General features: G+C 37.6%; 18 protein-coding genes and 3 pseudogenes. 10 read left to right on the plus strand and 11 right to left on the minus strand.

Translation table 11 applies throughout. From position 1 onward, the window contains the following. Positions 1 to 198 precede the first annotated feature (198 nt). Entirely contained in the window at positions 199 to 657 is a 459-nt protein-coding gene (locus tag PSF09_RS03305; protein WP_272683487.1) for a GNAT family N-acetyltransferase, read from the minus strand. Positions 658 to 687: 30 nt separating this feature from the next. Beyond that, positions 688 to 1,263, minus strand: a complete 576-nt coding sequence (locus tag PSF09_RS03310) for a TIGR00730 family Rossman fold protein (RefSeq protein ID WP_210836088.1) — start codon at positions 1,261 to 1,263, stop codon at positions 688 to 690. A gap of 319 nt (positions 1,264 to 1,582) precedes the next feature. Between PSF09_RS03310 and rhtA the strand changes: the two genes are divergently transcribed. Both rhtA and dps read left to right on the plus strand, forming a co-directional pair. Next, the gene (gene rhtA / locus PSF09_RS03315; protein WP_210836081.1) at positions 1,583 to 2,470 is read left to right on the plus strand and encodes a threonine/homoserine exporter RhtA; all 888 of its coding nucleotides are present in this window, start codon (positions 1,583 to 1,585) and stop codon (positions 2,468 to 2,470) included. Between the two features lie 326 nt (positions 2,471 to 2,796). After that, positions 2,797 to 3,300: a DNA starvation/stationary phase protection protein Dps gene (dps, locus tag PSF09_RS03320; RefSeq protein WP_210836079.1), complete on the plus strand. Its 504-nt coding sequence runs from the start codon at positions 2,797 to 2,799 to the stop codon at positions 3,298 to 3,300. Between the two features lie 132 nt (positions 3,301 to 3,432). Here the strand turns inward: dps and dinG are convergent, their stop codons facing one another. Continuing rightward, the gene (dinG, locus tag PSF09_RS03325) at positions 3,433 to 5,544 is read right to left on the minus strand and encodes an ATP-dependent DNA helicase DinG (RefSeq protein WP_272665389.1); all 2,112 of its coding nucleotides are present in this window, start codon (positions 5,542 to 5,544) and stop codon (positions 3,433 to 3,435) included. Between the two features lie 257 nt (positions 5,545 to 5,801). On the opposite strand from dinG, the gene PSF09_RS03330 reads away from it, so the two are divergent. Then, positions 5,802 to 5,963, plus strand: coding sequence for a hypothetical protein (locus tag PSF09_RS03330; RefSeq protein WP_004256593.1), 162 nt, complete (start codon positions 5,802 to 5,804; stop codon positions 5,961 to 5,963). Positions 5,964 to 6,001: 38 nt separating this feature from the next. Beyond that, positions 6,002 to 6,841 (plus strand): 3-mercaptopyruvate sulfurtransferase, encoded by an 840-nt coding sequence (sseA, locus tag PSF09_RS03335; RefSeq protein WP_272665390.1) that lies wholly within the window; start codon positions 6,002 to 6,004, stop codon positions 6,839 to 6,841. Between the two features lie 77 nt (positions 6,842 to 6,918). Here the strand turns inward: sseA and PSF09_RS03340 are convergent, their stop codons facing one another. Both PSF09_RS03340 and PSF09_RS03345 read right to left on the minus strand, forming a co-directional pair. Further along, a complete protein-coding gene (locus PSF09_RS03340; RefSeq protein ID WP_004256598.1) occupies positions 6,919 to 7,167 on the minus strand; it encodes a GlsB/YeaQ/YmgE family stress response membrane protein in 249 nt (82 codons plus the stop codon). 159 nt (positions 7,168 to 7,326) lie between these two features. Further along, positions 7,327 to 7,989, minus strand: a pseudogene (locus PSF09_RS03345) (tRNA-dihydrouridine synthase); the annotation flags it as partial. A 19-nt stretch (positions 7,990 to 8,008) separates the two neighbouring features. Here PSF09_RS03345 and PSF09_RS20415 point away from each other — a divergent pair. Next, positions 8,009 to 8,419, plus strand: a pseudogene (locus PSF09_RS20415) (DUF3732 domain-containing protein); the annotation flags it as partial. Positions 8,420 to 9,010: 591 nt separating this feature from the next. Further along, positions 9,011 to 9,325, plus strand: a complete 315-nt coding sequence (locus tag PSF09_RS03350) for a hypothetical protein (RefSeq protein ID WP_272665391.1) — start codon at positions 9,011 to 9,013, stop codon at positions 9,323 to 9,325. Positions 9,326 to 9,409: 84 nt separating this feature from the next. On the opposite strand, the gene PSF09_RS03355 is transcribed toward PSF09_RS03350, so the two are convergent. From PSF09_RS03355 to rhlE, 6 genes and pseudogenes are all read right to left on the minus strand, one after another. Then, positions 9,410 to 10,393: a primase-helicase family protein gene (locus PSF09_RS03355; protein ID WP_272683488.1), complete on the minus strand. Its 984-nt coding sequence runs from the start codon at positions 10,391 to 10,393 to the stop codon at positions 9,410 to 9,412. 180 nt (positions 10,394 to 10,573) lie between these two features. Next, positions 10,574 to 10,861, minus strand: coding sequence for a hypothetical protein (locus tag PSF09_RS03360; protein ID WP_272683489.1), 288 nt, complete (start codon positions 10,859 to 10,861; stop codon positions 10,574 to 10,576). Positions 10,862 to 11,086: 225 nt separating this feature from the next. After that, entirely contained in the window at positions 11,087 to 12,019 is a 933-nt protein-coding gene (gene dusC / locus PSF09_RS03365) for a tRNA dihydrouridine(16) synthase DusC (RefSeq protein WP_272665394.1), read from the minus strand. Between the two features lie 543 nt (positions 12,020 to 12,562). Then, on the minus strand, positions 12,563 to 13,459 hold the full coding sequence (locus tag PSF09_RS03370; protein ID WP_272683490.1) for a T6SS immunity protein Tli4 family protein: 897 nt from the start codon (positions 13,457 to 13,459) through the stop codon (positions 12,563 to 12,565). A gap of 40 nt (positions 13,460 to 13,499) precedes the next feature. After that, a pseudogene (locus PSF09_RS03375) lies at positions 13,500 to 13,787 on the minus strand (tRNA-dihydrouridine synthase); the annotation flags it as partial. A gap of 168 nt (positions 13,788 to 13,955) precedes the next feature. Continuing rightward, the gene (rhlE, locus tag PSF09_RS03380; protein ID WP_272683491.1) at positions 13,956 to 15,293 is read right to left on the minus strand and encodes an ATP-dependent RNA helicase RhlE; all 1,338 of its coding nucleotides are present in this window, start codon (positions 15,291 to 15,293) and stop codon (positions 13,956 to 13,958) included. A gap of 285 nt (positions 15,294 to 15,578) precedes the next feature. On the opposite strand from rhlE, the gene cecR reads away from it, so the two are divergent. The 4 genes from cecR (at position 15,579) to PSF09_RS03400 (ending at position 20,311) form a co-directional block, all read left to right on the plus strand. Then, positions 15,579 to 16,277 (plus strand): transcriptional regulator CecR, encoded by a 699-nt coding sequence (cecR, locus tag PSF09_RS03385; RefSeq protein WP_272683492.1) that lies wholly within the window; start codon positions 15,579 to 15,581, stop codon positions 16,275 to 16,277. Positions 16,278 to 16,430: 153 nt separating this feature from the next. Continuing rightward, a complete protein-coding gene (hlyD, locus tag PSF09_RS03390; protein WP_272665398.1) occupies positions 16,431 to 17,426 on the plus strand; it encodes a secretion protein HlyD in 996 nt (331 codons plus the stop codon). Positions 17,427 to 17,435: 9 nt separating this feature from the next. Next, entirely contained in the window at positions 17,436 to 19,175 is a 1,740-nt protein-coding gene (locus PSF09_RS03395; protein WP_272665399.1) for an ATP-binding cassette domain-containing protein, read from the plus strand. Beyond that, entirely contained in the window at positions 19,172 to 20,311 is a 1,140-nt protein-coding gene (locus tag PSF09_RS03400) for an ABC transporter permease (protein WP_272683493.1), read from the plus strand. Before PSF09_RS03395 ends, PSF09_RS03400 begins: the two co-directional genes overlap by 4 nt. Positions 20,312 to 20,317: the final 6 nt, after the last annotated feature.

The raw sequence follows: 20,317 nt of genomic DNA on the forward strand, positions 1-20,317 counted from the left end.
GATGATTAGGGGCCCATGACTGCAGCGTGCAAAATAACCCAAAATAATCATTTGAGCAGTAAAATGCATTCCATGCATGGTCATTAGAGTACGGCAGGTATAAATAGCGGCGCATTATGCCATATTACGCCGCTTAGATCTTGTGCTGTTTTCAGCAAATTGATTAACTCGAAAGGAAAGACCGATTATATTGCTAAACTAAAGAGTGATCCCCATAGTACGGCTGATTTCTGTATGCCCTTCTCGTTCATAAAACTTAATCGCTTGATGATTTTGCGCTAATACTGACAGCTCCAAGTGGCTCAGTTGTCGACTTTTCGCCCATGCTTTCATCGCAGTTAGTAATTTTTGCCCTGCTTTTTCTCCACGGAAATTAGGATCAACCACAAGGTCAAAAATATAACCAAAATTTCGAGGAACAATGCAGCTATAAGGGTCAGCGGCTTGCTGTTGTGCGATACAGAACCCTTTAATCTCACCGTTGAATTCAGCAACTAACACATAAAATTTATCGTCAATAATCGCATTTTCAATAAATTCTTTAGCCTGTTCCGCGGGTTGTAAGCGCTCAGGGTCAAGTAATGCCATTTCCGAAAACAAAATTTGGTAAAGTGATAGAATAGAGTCTATATCTCTTTTGATGGCTTCCCTTATCATGCATTCCTCTCTGTTATTTCAGTATTGATGCTAGTCGTAGGTTTTAATCGATGGGGCGATATAAGATTCAAAACTTTCTAATAACTCAGCAGGTGAATCATTCACAATCGCCATATGACGATATTTTTCATGTAGGAAACCTTCATCTGCCATTTTATTTGTCATATCAATCAATGGTTGCCAATAATTATTAATATTAAACAAGGCACATGGCTTAGCATGCAAACCAATTTGGCTCCAAGTAAATACTTCTGCGTACTCTTCAAGTGTGCCATACCCGCCAGGTAAAGCGACAAAGGCATCAGCAAGTTCGATCATTTTACTTTTACGCTGATGCATCGTTTCAACTTTATATAGTTCGGTTAAATTCTTATGAGAAATTTCACGTTCTTCTAGCAATGATGGGATAACTCCAATCGCTTTTCCCCCTAATGACAAAACGGTATCAGCAATTGTCCCCATAATTCCCACACTAGCACCGCCATAAACTAATGTAATGTCACGCTTAACCATTTCTTTGGCAAATTCAATGGCTTTTTGCTGATAGATCTCATTATTTCCCATACTGGAACCACAATACACTGCAATACTTTTAATCTTTCCCATCTGTTCCTCATTTTCCATTTTTATTGTGACTTTTTAGAGAATTGAATTATACGAGCCTAATACAGAAGCTCAAGCTTCGCCCTCTGTCATAATAAAATGAGACTAATTCATGTTTATAGCACTACAATTCACCTAAACCAACATATTGACAGCCAATAGAGCACATTTACCCCCTTATGAGCGATAGCTAAACCATAAAGAAATATAAAGCCGCGCAGTTTTATGAGATAATCTTTAAGAAATTATTTTTCATCACTAAATACTTATTTTCTAAATATTTATTATCAATTAAGTTACGTTTTCCGAGGTTTACTTATTTATGTCTGCCGACACTAAAAAGAGCGCATTTCCGCTATTACCTATAGGGTTATTATTGCTTGCAATGACCTCTATTCAAAGCGGGGCTTCTTTAGCTAAAACTTTATTTCCTGTTATCGGCGCTCCCGGTGTTACTGGTTTACGTTTATTGCTTGCTACGATTATATTATTTGTTATTTTTAAACCTTGGCGTTTAAAATTCAGAAGAAACTCGCTAGTTCCCCTACTGGCCTATGGTTTATCCCTAGGTACAATGAATTATTTATTTTACCTTTCCCTTGAACGCATTCCATTAGGAATAGCCGTTGCACTTGAGTTTACTGGCCCTTTAGCCGTCGCGATGTTTTCCTCTCGCCGCCCAATTGATTTTCTGTGGATAGCGCTGGTTATTGTTGGGTTATTATTTTTACTTCCTATTGGCGATAATATTGAATCCATTGATACCCTCGGTGCCATCTATGCTCTCGGAGCCGGTGTCTGTTGGGGATTGTATATTATATTCGGCCAACGCGCGGGAGCCGGTTATGGCGCAGCCACCGTGGCTATCGGTTCATTTATTTCTGCGATGATTTTCTTTCCTATCGGTTTAATGCAAACTGGGGTCGAGGTGATGTTTGACCCATCAATCTTACCTCTTGCGCTAGCTGTTGCGATTTTATCAACCGCATTCCCTTATACATTAGAAATGATCGCGCTAACCCGCTTGCCTGCTCGAACTTTTGGTACATTGATGAGCCTTGAACCTTGTATGGGCGCATTTTTGGGGATAGTTTTCCTACATGAACACTTAACAATGACTCAATGGTTAGCATTGTTGTGTATTGTCTGTGCTTCTATTGGTTCAACCTCAACAGCGGTACCAAAGTCAAAAATAGAAAAAGTGTCCTAGCCACAAAATCTAACTGTAAACAAAGACAATTAAGGTTAATAAATTCGATATGTTGATATTTATTAACCTTTTTTCGTGTAAAGATTTATTCATCAATTTGAAATAATCATTTTTTATTTTTATTTTATTATTTAATAAGCGTTATAGCACTTATTGCTAAAAACTATCGGTATTCAAGATCCACAATAAATTAACAGTTAATAAAACCTATCGAATAGGCCTATTAAACTAATCGTTTATTACATTATGACAAAGTCGTTTTATTATTTTATATTTATTGACAGATGAGGTTACTAAACAAATTCATATTTAAGAGAGGATGAATCATGAGTACAGCTAAATTATTTAAAGCATCTTCAAGTGAACTTTTATATACCCGCAATGATATGGAAGACAGCGTAAAATTGGAAACCATTGGAATACTTAATGTTATGGTAGTCCATTTTACCGATCTCTCTCTAATGACTAAACAAGCCCACTGGAATATGCGTGGTCGCAATTTTATCGCCGTACATGAAATGTTAGATGGCTTTAGAACCACGTTAGTTGAACACTTAGATGAATTCGCTGAACGTGCAGTTCAATTGGGAGGCGTTGCTATTGGTACAACCCAAGAGGTTAGCCGCTTCACTTCGTTAGAGGCTTACCCAATTAATATTCACAGTGTACAAGATCATTTGAAAGCATTAGCAGACCGTTATGCGGTTGTCGCGAATGATATTCGAAAAGCGATTGATGAAGTGGAAGACGAAGATACCGCAGATATGTTTACCGCGGCTTCCCGCGATATGGATAAATTCCTCTGGTTTTTAGAAGCTAATATTGAGTAATGTCGTAAATAGAGTCAATTCAAATTGACCAATGGCCACTGCAAAGTGGCCATTTCATTTATTAACAATTAGCTATATAAATCAAACTATTATTGACATTTAAATACCTTAAAACAAAATACGTTAACTTAATTATTTACTGTTTTTAGATATTTCAGGCTGTTCTATCGGAAATACCGGTAATGCATTTAATAACCTTTTGCCATAATTTTTAGTTAATAACCGTTTATCATAAATAATAATTTCACCATAACATTCATGACTGCGAATTAACCTGCCTGCTTGCTGTATCAAATTAAATGAAGCACTCGGTAAACTTTGAACTTCAAATGGGTATCGCTTCAACGACTTCAACCAATCACCTTCCGTGATAATTACAGGGTTTGTTACTGGTGGAAATGCGATTTTATGAATATGGACCTGAGTTAAATATTCCCCTTTTAGGTCTAACCCCTCTGCAAACGATTGTAAGCCAATTAAGGCACTAGATTGCCCTTGGTTAATTCTTTCACAATGTGTTTCGACTAACCGATAACGTGGTTGATCTCCTTGAACTAAAAGCTGCAAACGCAAATCTTTTACGTGCTCAAGAAAACCTTCCATTGCTCTTTGGCTACTAAATAAAACCAACACGCCACGGTGAGTATTTTTAATAAATTGCTCACGGAAAAATACCGCCATTTCCGCTAAGTGTTCCGCTTCATTGTTTATCGTTGGCTCGTATTCCATTTTAGGAATAATAATTTTTCCCTGCTCAACATGGTTAAAAGGGGAGGACAATGTCACAAAGCGATCATCACTTTTTTCAGATAGCCCAGTAAGTTCCATAAAACGTGAATAACTGTTCAACGACCTCAGCGTTGCTGAGGTAATCACAATATGAGGAACATTTCGCCATAACAAATGTTGTAATTGCTCACTCACTCGGATCCCCGCACAATGCATAAAGAAACGAGATTGGTTTTTCTCATAACGCCGACTTAACCATTTTGACACAGGGGCACCTGAACTTTGCTCTAATGCCGCCAGCCGCCAAAGCTTCGACATATTTTCAAAGTAGCCCATAGCCCTACTAGTCACAATAATCGACCGATGTAAGCGAACAATATCTTGCTTCGCAGTTTGTTCCGTCAAATCATTTAAGATAGCTTCCGCTAACCCATGTAGCGCATCTGTCTGCTTAAATAACACCTGACAGCTTAATTGCATTGCTTCAGGCAATACACCTAGAGGAAATAAATATTCAGTTTCTTTTGATGTTTCTGGCAATAAGGCATTTGCTAGTAATGAGAAATCACGAAATGTTTCCCGTAATTTTTCTGCATGTTGCTGTAATCGTTCAGAGTTAGCTAACTTTGGTGGCTTAGCTGGACGAAATTGCCCCATATATTGCCCAACATGCTGAATAAAGCTATCAAGCTGTGCTGTTAATTGAACTAACGTAATTTCGCCTTCAACTTCAAGGGCATCCCTTGCAACGTCTGGAACATGGTGACCTTCATCAAGTACTAATAATAAATTTTTCGGGTCAGGTAATACCGATTCACTCTCCATTGCCGCCATTACCAACGCATGGTTGGCAACCACTACATCTGCATCTTCGATTTCTCGCCTAGCAATAAAAAATGGACACCGCTGATAAAATTGGCAATTACGGCCTAAACAGTTCATTTTATCTGTGCTGACTTTACGCCATAAGCTATCGCTAAATGCCCGTTTGTGGTGATCCCTTAACCCATCCCATGCAAAGCTTTGAAAATCATGCCGCAGTTGCTGACAAATTGCCCGTTCTTCACTATTCGCAATTTCCGTTTTGTCTTCCACCAATAACATTAAATCTATTTGCTCACCTTCTGCTGCACAAATAGCTTCTAAATTACGGGGGCAAACATAACGAGCACGCCCAAATGCACCTGTATATTTTAGATCAGGGATAATTTTGCTTAATAACGGTAAATCCTTACTATAAATTTGGTCTTGTAATGCCACATTCGCCGTACTGACCACTAAGGTTTTTCCTTCTTCCCTACCAACTGCTATCCCCGGTATTAAATAAGACAGTGTCTTCCCTACTCCAGTAGGCGCTTCTATGACCAAATGGCGGCCGTCATCATCCGCTAAATTTTTTGCGACTTGCGCTATCATCTGCCGCTGCGGGGCTCGGGAAACAAACCCATCAATTTGTACGGACAACCCTTTATACCACTGAGTTATTTGTTCTTTAGTTTTATTTGACAGGGACATAAATTATGCAGGTGACCAAAGTTAAAATGAAAGATAACGAAACTGACAACAATACGAAATATGAAAAAAACTCTTTTGCCAACCGCTTCGCAAAACTACTGTATTAATACCCATTATACATAAAAATTGGGAAGCTTTTTGCAAAACGCCCATTATGTAACAGAAAAAATAGCTTTTAACTTGTTTGCAACACTCATCCGGTTATACTTTGAGTTCTTACACTATTTAGATTTTTATCACTAGGCAGGCTATAGAAAATGAAAAAGGTTGTTATCGCACTTTGCGCATTATGTGCTTTTGGTTCTGTAGGCGGTATTGTTTTAGCTGGTATGAACATTTATACGCGTTCAACAACACCACTTGAGCAAGGACAACCGCAATCCCCTTCAGCACTGCCAGCACCAAATCAAATTCAGTAATTTTAAAATAATTTAGCAACCCAGGATGGAGATAGCTTATGTACAACGATTATTTCGTAACCCCACAATGGTTAAATTCACATCTATTTGATGATAACATCATTGTGCTCGATGCTTCTTCTCCACCACCAACCGCACCTTATGATTGCCGCCAGCAATATTTACAAGAACATATTCCTAACGCTCAATTCTTTCACCAAGATGAAATTGCAGACAAAAGCTGTGATTTACCCCATATGCTGCCAAGTGCTGAAGTTTTTAGCCAAGCAGTTAGTACCATGGGTATTGGCAATGACACCCAAGTTATTATTTATTCGCAGAATAACTTATTTTCATCCCCAAGAGCATGGTGGACTTTCACCACGATGGGCTGCAAAAACGTTAAAATTTTAGCCGGTGGCATCGATGCTTGGAAAGCTGCTGGGTTTGATGTTCAGTCAGGGGAAGTCACTCCACCAGCTGCGAAGCAATTCCATGCCACACGTAAAGACAGTAACGCACTGAATCAAGAGCAAGTACTTGAGATTGTAAATCAAGGCAAAATTCAAATTATTGATGCTCGCGCAGAGCCACGCTTTCTTGCCCGAGCGCCAGAACCGCGTCCGGGTTTGCGTATGGGGCATATTCCAGGGAGCAAAAACGTCCCATGGGATCTTCTGGTGGAAAATGGTACATTCAAATCACCAGAGCAACTTAAAGCTATCTTTGCTAAGCAAGGTGTAGATATCCATGCACCCTCTGTGACGACCTGTGGTTCAGGAATGACCGCTGCTGTGGTATTAATGGCATTAACATTATTAGGTAATCAAAACCTGCGTTTGTATGATGGTTCATGGGCCCAATGGGGGCAAGATAACGGCCTGCCAATCGAGTCGTAATCTTCTCCCATAAAAATATAAGCCACTCGATATTTAAGTGGCTTATAGAATGAGCATTTACCAAGTAGAGAAAATGGCTATTTGGCAAATATCCCGGCTAAGAACAGTACGACAATCGCACCGATGACCGCGACAACAAAACTCCCAAAGTTGAAGCCATCAACTTTTCCTTTACCAAAGAAAGTACTGATGTAACCACCCACAACGGCACCAACAATCCCCAGCACGGTGGTCATAATGAACCCCATGTGATAAGTACCTGGCATCAGCCACTTAGCTAAAACACCTGCAATTAGACCAAAAATAATCCAAGCAATTACACCCATCTTACGCCTCCCAGACTCGGTAATTTCACTATAATGTCAAAATTTTCTCATATAATAGTAGAGCTTTAAGTAAATTAAATCGCTCTCCTACCAATTAAGTAAAGACCCTATAAGTTAATTTCGCAACTATAAATTCTTGCTAATTAACATTATTCATAATTAATTGTTCACTATTTCAGTTATCTCTTGTGAAATCTGTTGGGCATTTTTTAACGATCTAACTTGAGAAAATAGTTCATCTGCCTGATGATATTCTTTGCGTAAATAGCCTAGCCATTGTTTAATTCGGGCAGCATGGTAATGGCCTGTATCCCCTTGTTTTTCAAGTTCCGTATACTTTAATAACAACTTGCCAACTTGATCCCAAGGCATTTTAGACTCATTAAATTTGACCACCCGGCTAAGGTTTGGCGTATTGAGTGCTCCACGGCCAATCATCACAGCATCACATCCTGTGATTTCAAGGCAGCGCTGTGCACTTGTATAATCCCAAATCTCACCATTAGCAATCACTGGGATCGACAATTTACGACGGATTTCGCCAATGGCAGACCAATTAATGCACTCTGCTTTATAACCGTCTTCTTTGGTTCTACCATGGACAGTAAGTTCTGTTGCTCCTGCTTGTTGAACTGCATCTGCAATTTCATAAGCAAATCCAGAACTATCCCATCCCAAACGAACCTTAACCGAAATAGGTAACTCTTTTGGAACTGCTTCTCGCATTGCTTTAGCGGCTCGATAGATTAAATCGGGTTGCTTTAATAAAGTCGCACCACCACCATGACCATTGACTGTTTTTGATGGACAGGCAAAGTTTATGTAGGATACATATTTAAGATCTATGGGAAGTGGAGCTAATTGGCTTTATTGCCACCTTTCACTATTCCTATCATTACAAAAACTTTTCTGTTATCTAGATAATTGCAAAATACCTCCTATATTATTTTTAGATCAACCAAGTCAAGTTTATTTTCCTAGTATTGATAACTCTGATGTTAAATTCGAACCTGAAAACTTGTCTTATAAGGATAGTGATTCACTAAACCATGATATTAATGCGGTAGAAAATTTTTTCAATGTAATTATAGATTTTTGCAATACAACATTAGCTGAGACAAAGTGTATTCCTCAGATAATAATATCCGACCATGCCGATAATTTAAAGCTTTCTGATGATAAAATTTTTGAGAAATACGTAGTCGCACGATGGAGAGATAGAGGATTTATTCATCCCAAAATTGACGACTAGAGTTATATAAAATTTGGTATAAAAAGTTCATTTTTTAATTATAAAAATGAACCTTTTTGGTATAAGTTTAAAATTAATGTATTATTTTTATTATAAAATATAGCCTTTTAATATTAGTTAAAATTCAGGATGTAACCATTTTGTATCCTGAATTATTTTTGTAATTCGTCCCTCATAACAAAAATGCGAGCTTGCTCGCCGCACCTCGTGCGTCAATCAAACTCTTGGCGTGGCAATGTTTTTCCCTCGTTAACCGGTTTATTAAAATAACGGCTAACGCCGTTGGGCTGAAGCCCAAATCTATTTTATAACCAGTATAAATATTAGTAACTAATAACTAATAACTAATAACTAATAACTAATAACTAATAACTAATAAGGCTTTTTTATGTTAATTAAAAAAATCCAAGTTCTAATCCTGAAATCAAAATTAATTACAATCTAACTAGTTTTTATGTAGAAGACAGGAATACTGAAACTAGAACTCACCAAAAGAAAATTGAAATAGTATATGCTAAATCCTATAACGAAATACCATCTATTCATAGAAAATCTATAGACTTTAACTCTCAACAAAAAATAATAAGTAAAATGGAAATAATCTCTCCAAAGTTTTGGATAATTATTAAAGATAAATATAAAAATGCCATAATTGCTGTTGGTGAGCATTATGCTACTATCTCTTGGTTGAAAACCACTCGATCAAGACAGTTGATTTTTTCTAAAATTAAACGAGCAAATAAATTTGAATTCACTGTTTCTTTTAAAAATGGAATTTTAAATGCACCTAAAATAGTTTCAGATAAGAATGAAATAATAAATTCTACAATTGAAGATTTAAGTAAAAAATTTGGTTATACAGAGGTATACAGTCAGTTTATGAAGTTTTTTGATAATTACTCATAATGATTTATTTTTAATAACAATCAGACTAAAAAATAGAATCATAATATATTATTGTTTAGTCTGAGTAATATAAAAAATCTCTCACTAAACAATTAAAATTTCCTCCAAATTATTTGGCACCAATTCCAAATGATCATTTAATGGGCACCATTCAATATCAAAGCCCATTACCTCTTCAAATTTTGTTCTTATTGAGTTCATTATATTTTCCTTAAAGGGAATAATGAACTCATATGTACTGCCTTCAGAAGTTCTTCTTCTTTTTTTCTTAAAACCTAATTTAGTTAATAGTTTTCCTAAAGCTATATTATTTATTAGTTCTTTTTTTACGCCATAAATTTGTGCTAAACTCAGGGTTTGTTTATAAATCATACCCCAATCTTTATTTTGAATGAAAACCTCATTAAATGAGTTTTCATCATTTAATATGTGATATAAAATTTGTTCAGAACCACTAAATGAATACATTTTTATACTATTTAACTCATTTGTTTTTGGTGCCACTCTTGGATTAAAATTTTCAATATTTAAATTTTTTAAATAGCCAAATAGCTTTTCTGCACCACCATTTTTTTCCCAAGTATAGTATTTATCAAATTTGTCAATAGATTGCTTATTACTTTCAGGCACATCAATATATAAGTACCTCCGTTTATATTTTTCAAACCGAATAATATTTTCTCTATTTGACGCCATAACAATTCTAATATAATTATCCACAAAATAAGTATCGAAACCTTTTCTTTCTACTCTTAATTTATCTTCAGTGATTAAACCTTTTAAAATATCAGTCGCTTGGTTTGTACCTGCAAATGCCTCATCAAAAAAAACCATCAATTTATTTTCTAATACCGCATTAAAATTACTACTAATATCTTTGCTATTTGTAGAATGCATGTAATGAGCACCAAATATTGATGAAAAAGGCTTCATCAATGATCCTTTTCCATAACCTTGACCAGACCTCATAACTATTGCAACTCCAGGTTTTTCTTCTGGTTTTTGTATTGAATGAGCAAACCAATTAATTAAGTAATCTATTTTAGCTTTGTCGTTATTACAAATCACTGTAACTAGTTCTAGCCATGGTGATATATCACTTTTTTGACTAGGCTCGGGCTTTATTCCGAACCCTTGATAGATACTGAAAACTTGATTATTAATACTTAACGGATCTTTTTTAGGATCAAACTCTATACCATTAAGTGCCGCTCTTTTTCTCTGAGAACCTAACCAAACTTTTGTATATTATTTTAAAAATTCCCCACCATTCTTCATTGTAATAACACAATTTATATGAGAATAAAGCCGCTCAAAATCGCGATGAGGGTGATATTCGATCTCTTTTTGGTTGTTTTTATCGAAAACTCTTAATATTGCGCTTTTTCCACTCAACGATATTGTAACTGATTGATGTATACTTTTAACGTAATATTCTAAAGAATCGATGTTTTGTTCGTTCTTAACCTCAATAAATATAGGATAAATCGAATTATCAATTATTACTCTATTATCTTCCATATCAACCCTACTCATAACATTCTCATTTATTCATACGTGTATGTTAGAACAATAGTGCCACTCAATTATAAGAGTTATTAAACTCAATGTAATCTATGGATCGGTGGAAAATCACAAAAAACAAAAAACAAAAAAAACAAAAAAATCAATTAGTTAAACATCCATAAATGAAAAATAATATATTGAATTCAACTGGAACTTGAAGGTATCTATGGAAATTTGATATCCAAATTGTTTTTCTCATATAGATTGGATGATTTGTGCTATATCTTTTGACGTTTTTAATTGTCTAATTTCTGTAAAAAGGTCCGAAGCCTCACTATACTCTTTGCGTAAATAACCTAACCATTGTTTGATGCGAGCAACATGATACAGCCCAGTATCCCCTTGCTTTTCTAACTGTACGTATTTTTGCAATAACTTAACTACATCAAACCAATTCATTTTAGGCTCATTATATTTCACTACTCGACTAAGGTTTGGAATGTTTAATGCCCCTCTTCCTAACATTACGGCATCACAACCTGTAATTTCTAGACACTTTTGAGAACTTGAGTAATCCCATATTTCGCCATTTGCAATAACAGGAATTGATAACCTTTTACGAATTTCGCATATAGCTTGCCAATTAATACGTTCAGCTTTGTAACCATCTTCTTTTGTTCGCCCATGAATCGTAATTTCCGTTGCACCAGCCTGCTCAACAGCATCTGCTATTTCAAACTTTTGTTCATTAGAATCCCATCCTAAACGTATCTTTACTGTTACAGGGAGATCACTAGGAACAGCCTCACGTATTGCTTTAGTCGCTTTGTATATTAGCTCAGGGTCTTTGAGTAATGTAGCTCCACCACCACTTCCATTCACCACTTTTGACGGACAGCCGCAATTCAAATCGACACCATATGAACCTAGTTCTATAGCTCTAGCCGCATTTTCAGCCAACCATTCAGGAAACTGCCCAAGTAACTGAATACGCACTAACGTTCCTGATAGTGTACAGCTTTTATTATCTAGTTCAGGACAAATCCGATAAAAGGATTTTACTGGAAGTAACTGATCTACAACACGTAAAAATTCAGTAATACATAAGTCATAGTCATTTACTTCACTTAAAATTTCTCTAACTAAAGAATCAAGGACACCTTCCATTGGGGCTAGTAATACACGCATAGATCTCTCATAACACACTACATATTTAAAATTTTAATTATTCGGTAAAATTATATTTTCTTAACATCAAATAGTTCAAATTAGCGCACAAAATTACTGGTTTACTACTTGTTGCAAGCCTTCATAAATACCATCTTTGATGATAATTTCTTAGTCTGAATAATATAATTTACCTGAACGAATTAGCTTATATAACACACCTTTCAAATATTATATGAGCAAAAAAACTTAGTCCACCGCCATTTTTACTTGTTGGCTCGTACGTTGCTAACCAGTAGTAATATGTTCTTCCAGACCTCAGAATTCACTTCATTAAGCCAGCATATGCAAAGCAATCAGGTATTTTTCGCCCCAGAGCTACTCCCTAGTTTTTCTGCAATGTTATAGTCTATTTATACTCAGATACAACTATGAAATGGCTTCAGAATATTTCAATGTTCCGAAAATAGTTGACCGTCTTTTCCGTCTCTGAGTAACAAAATCATACTGAAAATAAAAGCAAATTTCCTAGTTCACATAGCATTCTATATGGGGTTTAGACTATCAAAAAGCATTCGGTTTATAACGTAAAGAACCAACAATTCGATCCCAAATTTCAACCATCTCAGCTTCACTGTATGTTGAAAATTTATTGATGTTATTTATAACAATCTCTACCTTTGGAATGCTTAATGTTCCCTTAGTTTCATTCGCAAAGAACAAAAAATTATAATACGGTAAATGGGGTATTCTTTTGTTTTCCACTTCAGAATAGACCTCTTGTTCACCTTTTACTAACCATTCTTGTGAAGGAAAATTATTAGGCGATAAACTTCCGTTCTTGATCGTTTCTCTATTCTGTTTACGTATAACCGCATTTATCTCAGCACTTCGGCTTAATAAGGTATCATTAGAGCCAGCAAAACGATTATCGGATTCAACGGAAAGCAATAATTCATCATTTTCATAAATAAATGAAATTTGCTGCTTAGGTTTTTCATTATTATCTAAAATAAAACCATTCGGGATACAAGCCCCTTTTTCCGTCGGAATTTCGTGATCTAAACGACCTTGTAATCGAGAGATTAATGATTGCATTGCGATTAATTTTGTTGGTTTTTCATTTGACTGAACCTCTGTAAATCCTCTAGCTAAAAACGCCAATTTCTTTTTTTCGTACTTTTTATCAGAAAAATCCCTGATGTTTGTAGTAATAACAAATGCGATATGATTCACATACACATGAGCTTCTAATATTCGATACGCATCATTTGATGTTGGTTTGTTTCTATCAAAAATAACACCTTTACCATCCGGTAATTGAATAACCTCTTTCAGCATCGGTGCATTGTCTGCGCTAGTTTTCCATTCCCGTAATTCTGCTTCACGTAACGTGATACGTTGCTTAAATGCAGGTGGATAGATAAACTTGCTTTCAATTTTAAAATCATCAATATACACACTATCGCGTAGCCGATTATTGAATGAATCAGGGACATCAACAATTTAAGTCGACTCCCCAAGATCCTAATTCAGCCGCTCGGTTTGCATTTTCTGCCAACCACTGAGGATGCTGCCCTAATAGTTGCACGCGAACTAATGTCCCTGAAGGGGTGCGGCTTCCATACTTTAGTTCAGGGCATAAACGGTAAAATGTTTTTGCAGGTAAAAGGGTATCAACCACGCGAACAAACTCGGTTATGCACAGGTCATAGTCATTAACTTCACTTAATAAACAACGAACTAGAGGGTCTAAAACCCCTTCCATAGGAGCTAACAAAACGCGCATAAATGGCTCACAAAAAACGTAATAATTCCTGCTTATCATACCGTTTATTTAATTGATAAGCAGGAGAAATTCTAAGACAGGAGTGACCAGAGACTGGCTTGAAATGGTTTTTCAAATAGCTCTAGCCAATGCTATTAACATTAAAAAGAGCTACAAGATTATGGGAGGTTAACTGTCACTACGCCCCTGTTTGACTTTTTTCTGTGCGTTTTTCCATGGGGAGCCTGCCCCCTTCCCTGAACTCGGCTTTGACGATGGTGCATTGCTACGACGAGGTGCTTTACTTTGATTCCTATCACCTGAAGCGCCTGAACGACGTTCATTGCGTTGTGGTGTTTTTTGAATAGGCTCCGCTTTGATGGATGGGTCGGGCTCATAACCTTCAATCGCCATCAATGGAATCGATTTTTTCAATAATTTTTCGATATCCTTAAGTAATTTAGCCTCATCAATACATACTAAGGAAACGGCCATTCCAGTTGCTTCTGCACGGCCTGTACGACCAATACGGTGAACATAATCTTCTGCAACATTGGGTAGCTCAAAATTCACTACATAAGGAAGCTGTTCAATATCAAGGCCACGAGCGGCGATATCCGTTGCCACTAACACACGAATATCGCCAGATTTAAAGTCAGCTAATGCACGAGTACGCGCCCCTTGGCTCTTGTTGCCATGAATAGCCGCAGCTTTAACGCCATCTTTATTTAAATGCTCAGCAAGACGATTTGCACCATGTTTTGTACGTGTAAAAACAAGGACTTGTTGCCAGTTTTCACGGCCAATCATAAACGAAAGTAATTCCGTTTTTCGTTTTTTATCAACCAAATGCACATATTGAGTCACTTGCTCAGAAGCTGAGTTTCGCGGAGCAACCTCAATAGTTACCGGGTTATTGAGTAATTTATTTGCCAGTTGTTTGATTTCGTCAGAAAATGTTGCTGAGAACAATAAGTTTTGGCGCTTTTTAGGTAACTTATTAATCACCCTACGAATATCATGAATGAACCCCATATCTAACATGCGGTCAGCTTCATCCAGTACAAAAACTTCGACCTGAGAAAGGTCTACTGCATTTTGATGCGCTAAATCTAATAAACGCCCCGGAGTTGCAATTAAGACATCAACCCCGCCACGTAACTTCATCATTTGCGGGTTAATGCTCACCCCGCCAAAGACCACAAAAGAACGAATACGTAAATGACGGCTATATTCTTTTACATTTTCAGCAACTTGCGCTGCAAGCTCCCTTGTTGGCGTCAAAATTAACGCACGAATAGGCTTGCGATCCTTTCCTGCTCGAGGAGTTGTAATAAGCTTTTGTAAAATTGGTAATGTAAAACCTGCTGTTTTACCTGTACCTGTTTGAGCGCTAGCTAAAAGGTCGTTTCCTGCAAGCACGGCTGGGATAGCTTGTTGTTGAATAGGCGTAGGGCTTTCATAACCTAATTCATTAATGGCAAGCAAAATTTCCTCGTTTAACGCGAGGTCTGAAAAAGTAGTCAAATTAAATTACTCCGGGCTTCACCGCTTCAAATTGAATGTGGCAGTTATGGGGGAAGTGAGTCAGAAGAAAAAGCGCAAACTGCCGTGCGACACTGTGTAAAATTCTAACATTATTTGCAGATGATAAATATATTAATTTAGTTTGCTTAATAAATTAATATAAAATCTCATTCGTATAGTATATATACTTACATGGTACTATGAGATGTCGTTTTTTACTTTTTATTAACATGAAAAGCCATTAAGAGCTAATTAGGTGTTATTTAATTCTGAATTTTTAAAGGAATGGTTATGAATACAAGTTCATCGTCAACATTGCGAGGAGAAAATGCAAAAATGCAATTGCTTCTTACTGCTGCTGATGTATATGGAGAACAAGGGCTTGATGGCGCTACTACACGCAAAATCGCACAGGCATCAGGGCAAAATATTGCCGCAATTTCTTATTATTTTGGATCAAAAGAAGGGCTTTACTTAGCTGTTGCTCAGCTTATCGCAAAAACAATCAGGGATGATTTCCATGATGTTTTTCAAGTAATTGACAATTTTCTAAATCAACCTTTGTCAGTACAGGTAACTGATGATGCACTTGATTTACTACAAAAAACAGTCATTGCTTATAATCATTTTCAGTTGGAAAAGAAAAATTTAAGCTTTTCTCGCATATTAGCACGTGAACAACTCAACCCCACCGAAGCCTATACGATAATCCATGAACAAGCTTTAGGCCCAATACATTCGCGCCTAAACCGCTTGATTGCGATTTATATTGGCGCTGACCCCAATCATTTAACAACGTTAATTCATACACACGCAATCCTTGGCGAAACGCTTTCATTTCGTATTGCTCGAGAAACGTTATTACGCCAAACTGGTTGGAAACATATTAATGAAAATGAATTTAAAATTATTAATCAAGTTCTTATTGAACATACAAATATATTATTAGCAGGCTTACGCCATCGCAAACAATATGAAAAGTGATATGATAAAAATATTAAAGTGATTCATTCACATTGATAATAACTAGAGGCTGATGATTTTATTGCAACTTGAGCCACATTTCTCCATTAAAAACAGCGGCCTCTAACAACATAATTTGTTTTCATATCGTGGATTCTTTAAGTAAGGTTAGCTATGAGCAATAAAAACCGTTCTGTTGTTGTTTTCATTATTCTCATATTAATCGGTGCTGCAATTGGCGGTTATTACTACTATCAATCACAGCAAGACAAAATATTAACTCTCTACGGCAATGTAGATGTCCGGACAGTAAATCTTGGTTTTCGAGTGTCAGGTAAGCTCAAATCCCTAAACGTTGATGAAGGCGCAAAAATTATTGCAGGCGAGCAACTTGGTCAACTGGATGATGCCCCCTACATCAATGCCTTAAATAAAGCCAAAGGGGTACGTGACAGCGCCAAAGCTCAACTTGCTTTGAAAGAAAGTGGTTACCGAACTCAAGAGATTGCACAAGTTGAAGCTGAAGTGGCGCAAAGACAAGCTGCTTGGCAGTATGCCGACAACTTCTATAAACGTCAGCAAGGGCTTGCTGCGTCTCGCGTGATTTCAGCTAATGACTTAGACAACGCGAAGAACAATCGAAACCAAGCATTTGCCGCCCTTCAAGCAGCACAAGATAAACTGAACCAATACCAAAGTGGCTTTCGCCAAGAAGAAATAGCCGCTGCGCGAGGCGAATGGCTACAAGCCGAAGCTGCTGTTGCTCAAGCTGAACTCGACTTACAAGATACCGTTTTAACTGCACCTTCCTCTGGAACTGTTTTAACCCGAGCAATAGAGCCGGGCACGATCATCGGTGCAGGTAATACCGTCTTTAGCGTCACTTTAACTAATCCAGTTTGGGTTCGAGCCTATGTGAGTGAACCGCACCTCGGTGATGCCATCCCCGGTAAAGAAGTCTTACTGTATACAGATAGCCGCCCAAATCAGCCTTACCATGGCACCATCGGTTTTGTTTCCCCTACAGCCGAATTTACTCCTAAAAGCGTACAAACACCGGATTTAAGAACCGACTTAGTCTATCGACTACGTATCGTCGTCAATGATGCTGATGATGCTTTACGTCAAGGAATGCCAGTAACTATTCAATTTGCTGATAATAAACAGTAAGAGTTTGCTATGAGTGATGATTACAGTATCCGCCTATCCAATGTCGAGAAAACATTTGTTGGCTTGGATACTCCAGCCGTTGAAAGCTTAACAATTGATATTCATGGGGGTTCTGTAACTGGCCTTGTCGGTCCTGATGGTGCAGGAAAGACAACCTTAATGCGTATGATTGCAGGACTATTAAAGCCAGATGCAGGGAAAATTAGCGTGATGGGGCTTGACCCTATCGACGACAGCATTGCTATGCGAGCCGACCTTGGCTATATGCCCCAAAAATTTGGTTTATATGAAGACCTGACCGTACAAGAAAATTTAAATTTATACGCAGATTTGCGTGGGGTACTCGGCGAAGAGCGGCAAAAAACCTACCAACAACTGCTTTCTTTCACCAGCCTAGCTCCTTTTACCGATAGGCTAGCTGGTAAGTTATCGGGAGGAATGAAGCAAAAACTCGGATTGGCCTGTACATTATTAGGAAAACCCAAAGTTCTTTTACTCGACGAACCCGGTGTTGGTGTTGACCCCATCGCTCGACGCGAATTATGGCAAATGGTTCATACTCTTGCCGATGATGGAATGCTAATTCTTTGGAGTACTTCTTATTTAGATGAAGCTCAGCAATGTAAAAATGTGCTGCTGTTAAATAAAGGCAAACAGCTTTATGCAGGAAAACCCGAATTATTGACTCAAAAAATGGCCGGACGTTCGTTTTTACTTGATGTACCTGCCTCACAAAAACGCACGGTATTGCAAAATGCACTCGTATTACCTGAAACCACCGATGGCGTGATCCAAGGACGCTATATTCGCTTAATTTTGAAACCTAATGCTTCACAAGCGAATTTATTAACTGCATTAAATATGGCAGATGGAAAACTCATTGAGGCACAGCCACGTTTTGAAGATGCGTTTATTGACTTGTTAGGTGGAGGTCCATCTCATCGTTCAGAATTAGCCGCTATCGTACCGCAAATTCCGCCTAATCCTGAAGAAACCGTCATAGAAGCGCGTAATTTAACCAAAAAATTTGGCCAATTTGCGGCAACTGATACCGTAAATTTTCAAGTTAAACGTGGAGAAATTTTTGGTTTATTGGGACCAAATGGTGCAGGAAAATCGACGACTTTTAAAATGATGTGTGCGTTAATGAAGCCAACAGATGGGCAAGCACTCGTTCTTGGAATGGATTTAAAAACAAGTTCAAACAAAGTCAGACAGCACCTTGGTTATATGGCACAAAAGTTCTCGCTGTACGGCAACCTAAAAGTAGGGCAAAACCTGAAATTTTTTTCAGGTGTTTATGGTTTGCATCATCAACAACAAACCAAAAAAATCCAAGAAATGGTTGAGGCTTTTAATTTCAAACCGATTATCAATCAGGTTACTGAATCCCTCCCTTTGGGTTATAAACAACGTTTAGCCCTCGCCTGCTCATTGATGCATGAGCCTGATATCTTATTTTTAGATGAGCCAACCTCAGGCGTTGATCCACTAACCCGTAGAGAATTTTGGTTACATATCAATGGCATGGTTGATAAAGGCGTTACCGTTATGGTCACGACTCACTTTATGGATGAGGCAGAATATTGTGACCGTATCGGGCTGGTTTACCATGGAAAAATTATTGCGGCGGGAACCCCTGATGAACTGAAACAGCAAGTCGCCAGCACTGAAAACCCTGACCCATCCATGGAAGATGCATTTATTGAGCTTATCATGAATTATGATAAGCAACAGGAGGCTCAATGACTCGCTCCGCTTCCCATTTTTCATGGCGTAGGCTTAAAGCGCTGTGCTGGAAAGAAAGTAAACAAATTGTTCGCGATCCTAGCAGCGCCCTTATCGCTGTAGTTATCCCATTGATGTTGTTATTTATTTTTGGTTACGGTATCAATTTAGATTCAAGTAAATTACGTGTCGGTATTTTACTTGAGCAACAAAGTTCGCCAGCACATGAATTGGTTGATACCTTCACGGGTTCACCATTTATTGATGCCACCATTAGTGATAACCGCCATTTATTAATCGATAAAATGCAAGCAGGGGAAATTCGCGGCATTATCGTCATTCCTGTGAATTTCTCAGCCCAATTACTGCAAAATCAAGGCTATGCCGCAATTCAAGTCATTACTGATGGTAGCGAACCGAATACCGCTAACTTTGTACAAGCTTATACCCAAGGTGTGTGGCAAACGTGGCTAATTCAACAAGGGGAAAATAAAGGCTACTCAACAGAACCCTTAATTGAGCTCAATATGCGCTATTGGTTTAATGAAGCTGCAATTAGTCAGCATTTTATTATTCCAGGGGCAATTAGTATCATTATTACCGTAGTTGGTGCCATTTTGACCTCTTTAGTTATCGCAAGAGAATGGGAACGTGGCACGATGGAAGCATTACTTTCAACTCAGATTACTAAAACTGAATTATTGCTTTCAAAATTATTGCCTTACCAAGTTCTCGGTACTTTTGTGATGGTGTTATGCATGTTTGTCACCACATTTATCTTAGGGGTACCCTATCGCGGTTCTCTATTGGTCTTATTTGTCATTACCAGTCTTTATTTGGCAACCGCACTGGGAATGGGGTTATTGATTTCAACAATTACTCGTAACCAATTTAATGCAGCGATGGTCGCTCTGAATGCCGCCTTCTTACCTGCTATTATGTTATCTGGGTTTATTTTTGAAATTGATAGCATGCCAGCCATTATTCAGGCTGTGACTTATTTTATCCCTGCTCGGTATTTTGTCAGTAGCTTACAAACACTCTTTCTTGCCGGTGATATCTATATCGTTTTATTGATAGATTTTCTGCTATTAATCGCATCTGCAATACTATTTATTGGACTAACGGCGCTAAAAACTCGCCGTCGTTTGGATTGAGGTGAC

The sequence above is a fragment of the Providencia sp. PROV141 genome, from assembly GCF_028481645.1.
Lineage (GTDB): Bacteria > Pseudomonadota > Gammaproteobacteria > Enterobacterales > Enterobacteriaceae > Providencia > Providencia rettgeri.

Coding starts and splice junctions, on each gene's coding strand:
- PSF09_RS03305 (WP_272683487.1), bottom strand. CDS start 657: ATGATAAGGGAAGCCATCAAAAGAGATATAGACTCTATTCTATCACTT.
- PSF09_RS03310 (WP_210836088.1), bottom strand. CDS start 1,263: ATGGGAAAGATTAAAAGTATTGCAGTGTATTGTGGTTCCAGTATGGGA.
- rhtA (WP_210836081.1), top strand. CDS start 1,583: ATGTCTGCCGACACTAAAAAGAGCGCATTTCCGCTATTACCTATAGGG.
- dps (WP_210836079.1), top strand. CDS start 2,797: ATGAGTACAGCTAAATTATTTAAAGCATCTTCAAGTGAACTTTTATAT.
- dinG (WP_272665389.1), bottom strand. CDS start 5,544: ATGTCCCTGTCAAATAAAACTAAAGAACAAATAACTCAGTGGTATAAA.
- PSF09_RS03330 (WP_004256593.1), top strand. CDS start 5,802: ATGAAAAAGGTTGTTATCGCACTTTGCGCATTATGTGCTTTTGGTTCT.
- sseA (WP_272665390.1), top strand. CDS start 6,002: ATGTACAACGATTATTTCGTAACCCCACAATGGTTAAATTCACATCTA.
- PSF09_RS03340 (WP_004256598.1), bottom strand. CDS start 7,167: ATGGGTGTAATTGCTTGGATTATTTTTGGTCTAATTGCAGGTGTTTTA.
- PSF09_RS03350 (WP_272665391.1), top strand. CDS start 9,011: ATGGAAATAATCTCTCCAAAGTTTTGGATAATTATTAAAGATAAATAT.
- PSF09_RS03360 (WP_272683489.1), bottom strand. CDS start 10,861: ATGAGTAGGGTTGATATGGAAGATAATAGAGTAATAATTGATAATTCG.
- dusC (WP_272665394.1), bottom strand. CDS start 12,019: ATGCGTGTATTACTAGCCCCAATGGAAGGTGTCCTTGATTCTTTAGTT.
- cecR (WP_272683492.1), top strand. CDS start 15,579: ATGGTTATGAATACAAGTTCATCGTCAACATTGCGAGGAGAAAATGCA.
- hlyD (WP_272665398.1), top strand. CDS start 16,431: ATGAGCAATAAAAACCGTTCTGTTGTTGTTTTCATTATTCTCATATTA.
- PSF09_RS03395 (WP_272665399.1), top strand. CDS start 17,436: ATGAGTGATGATTACAGTATCCGCCTATCCAATGTCGAGAAAACATTT.
- PSF09_RS03400 (WP_272683493.1), top strand. CDS start 19,172: ATGACTCGCTCCGCTTCCCATTTTTCATGGCGTAGGCTTAAAGCGCTG.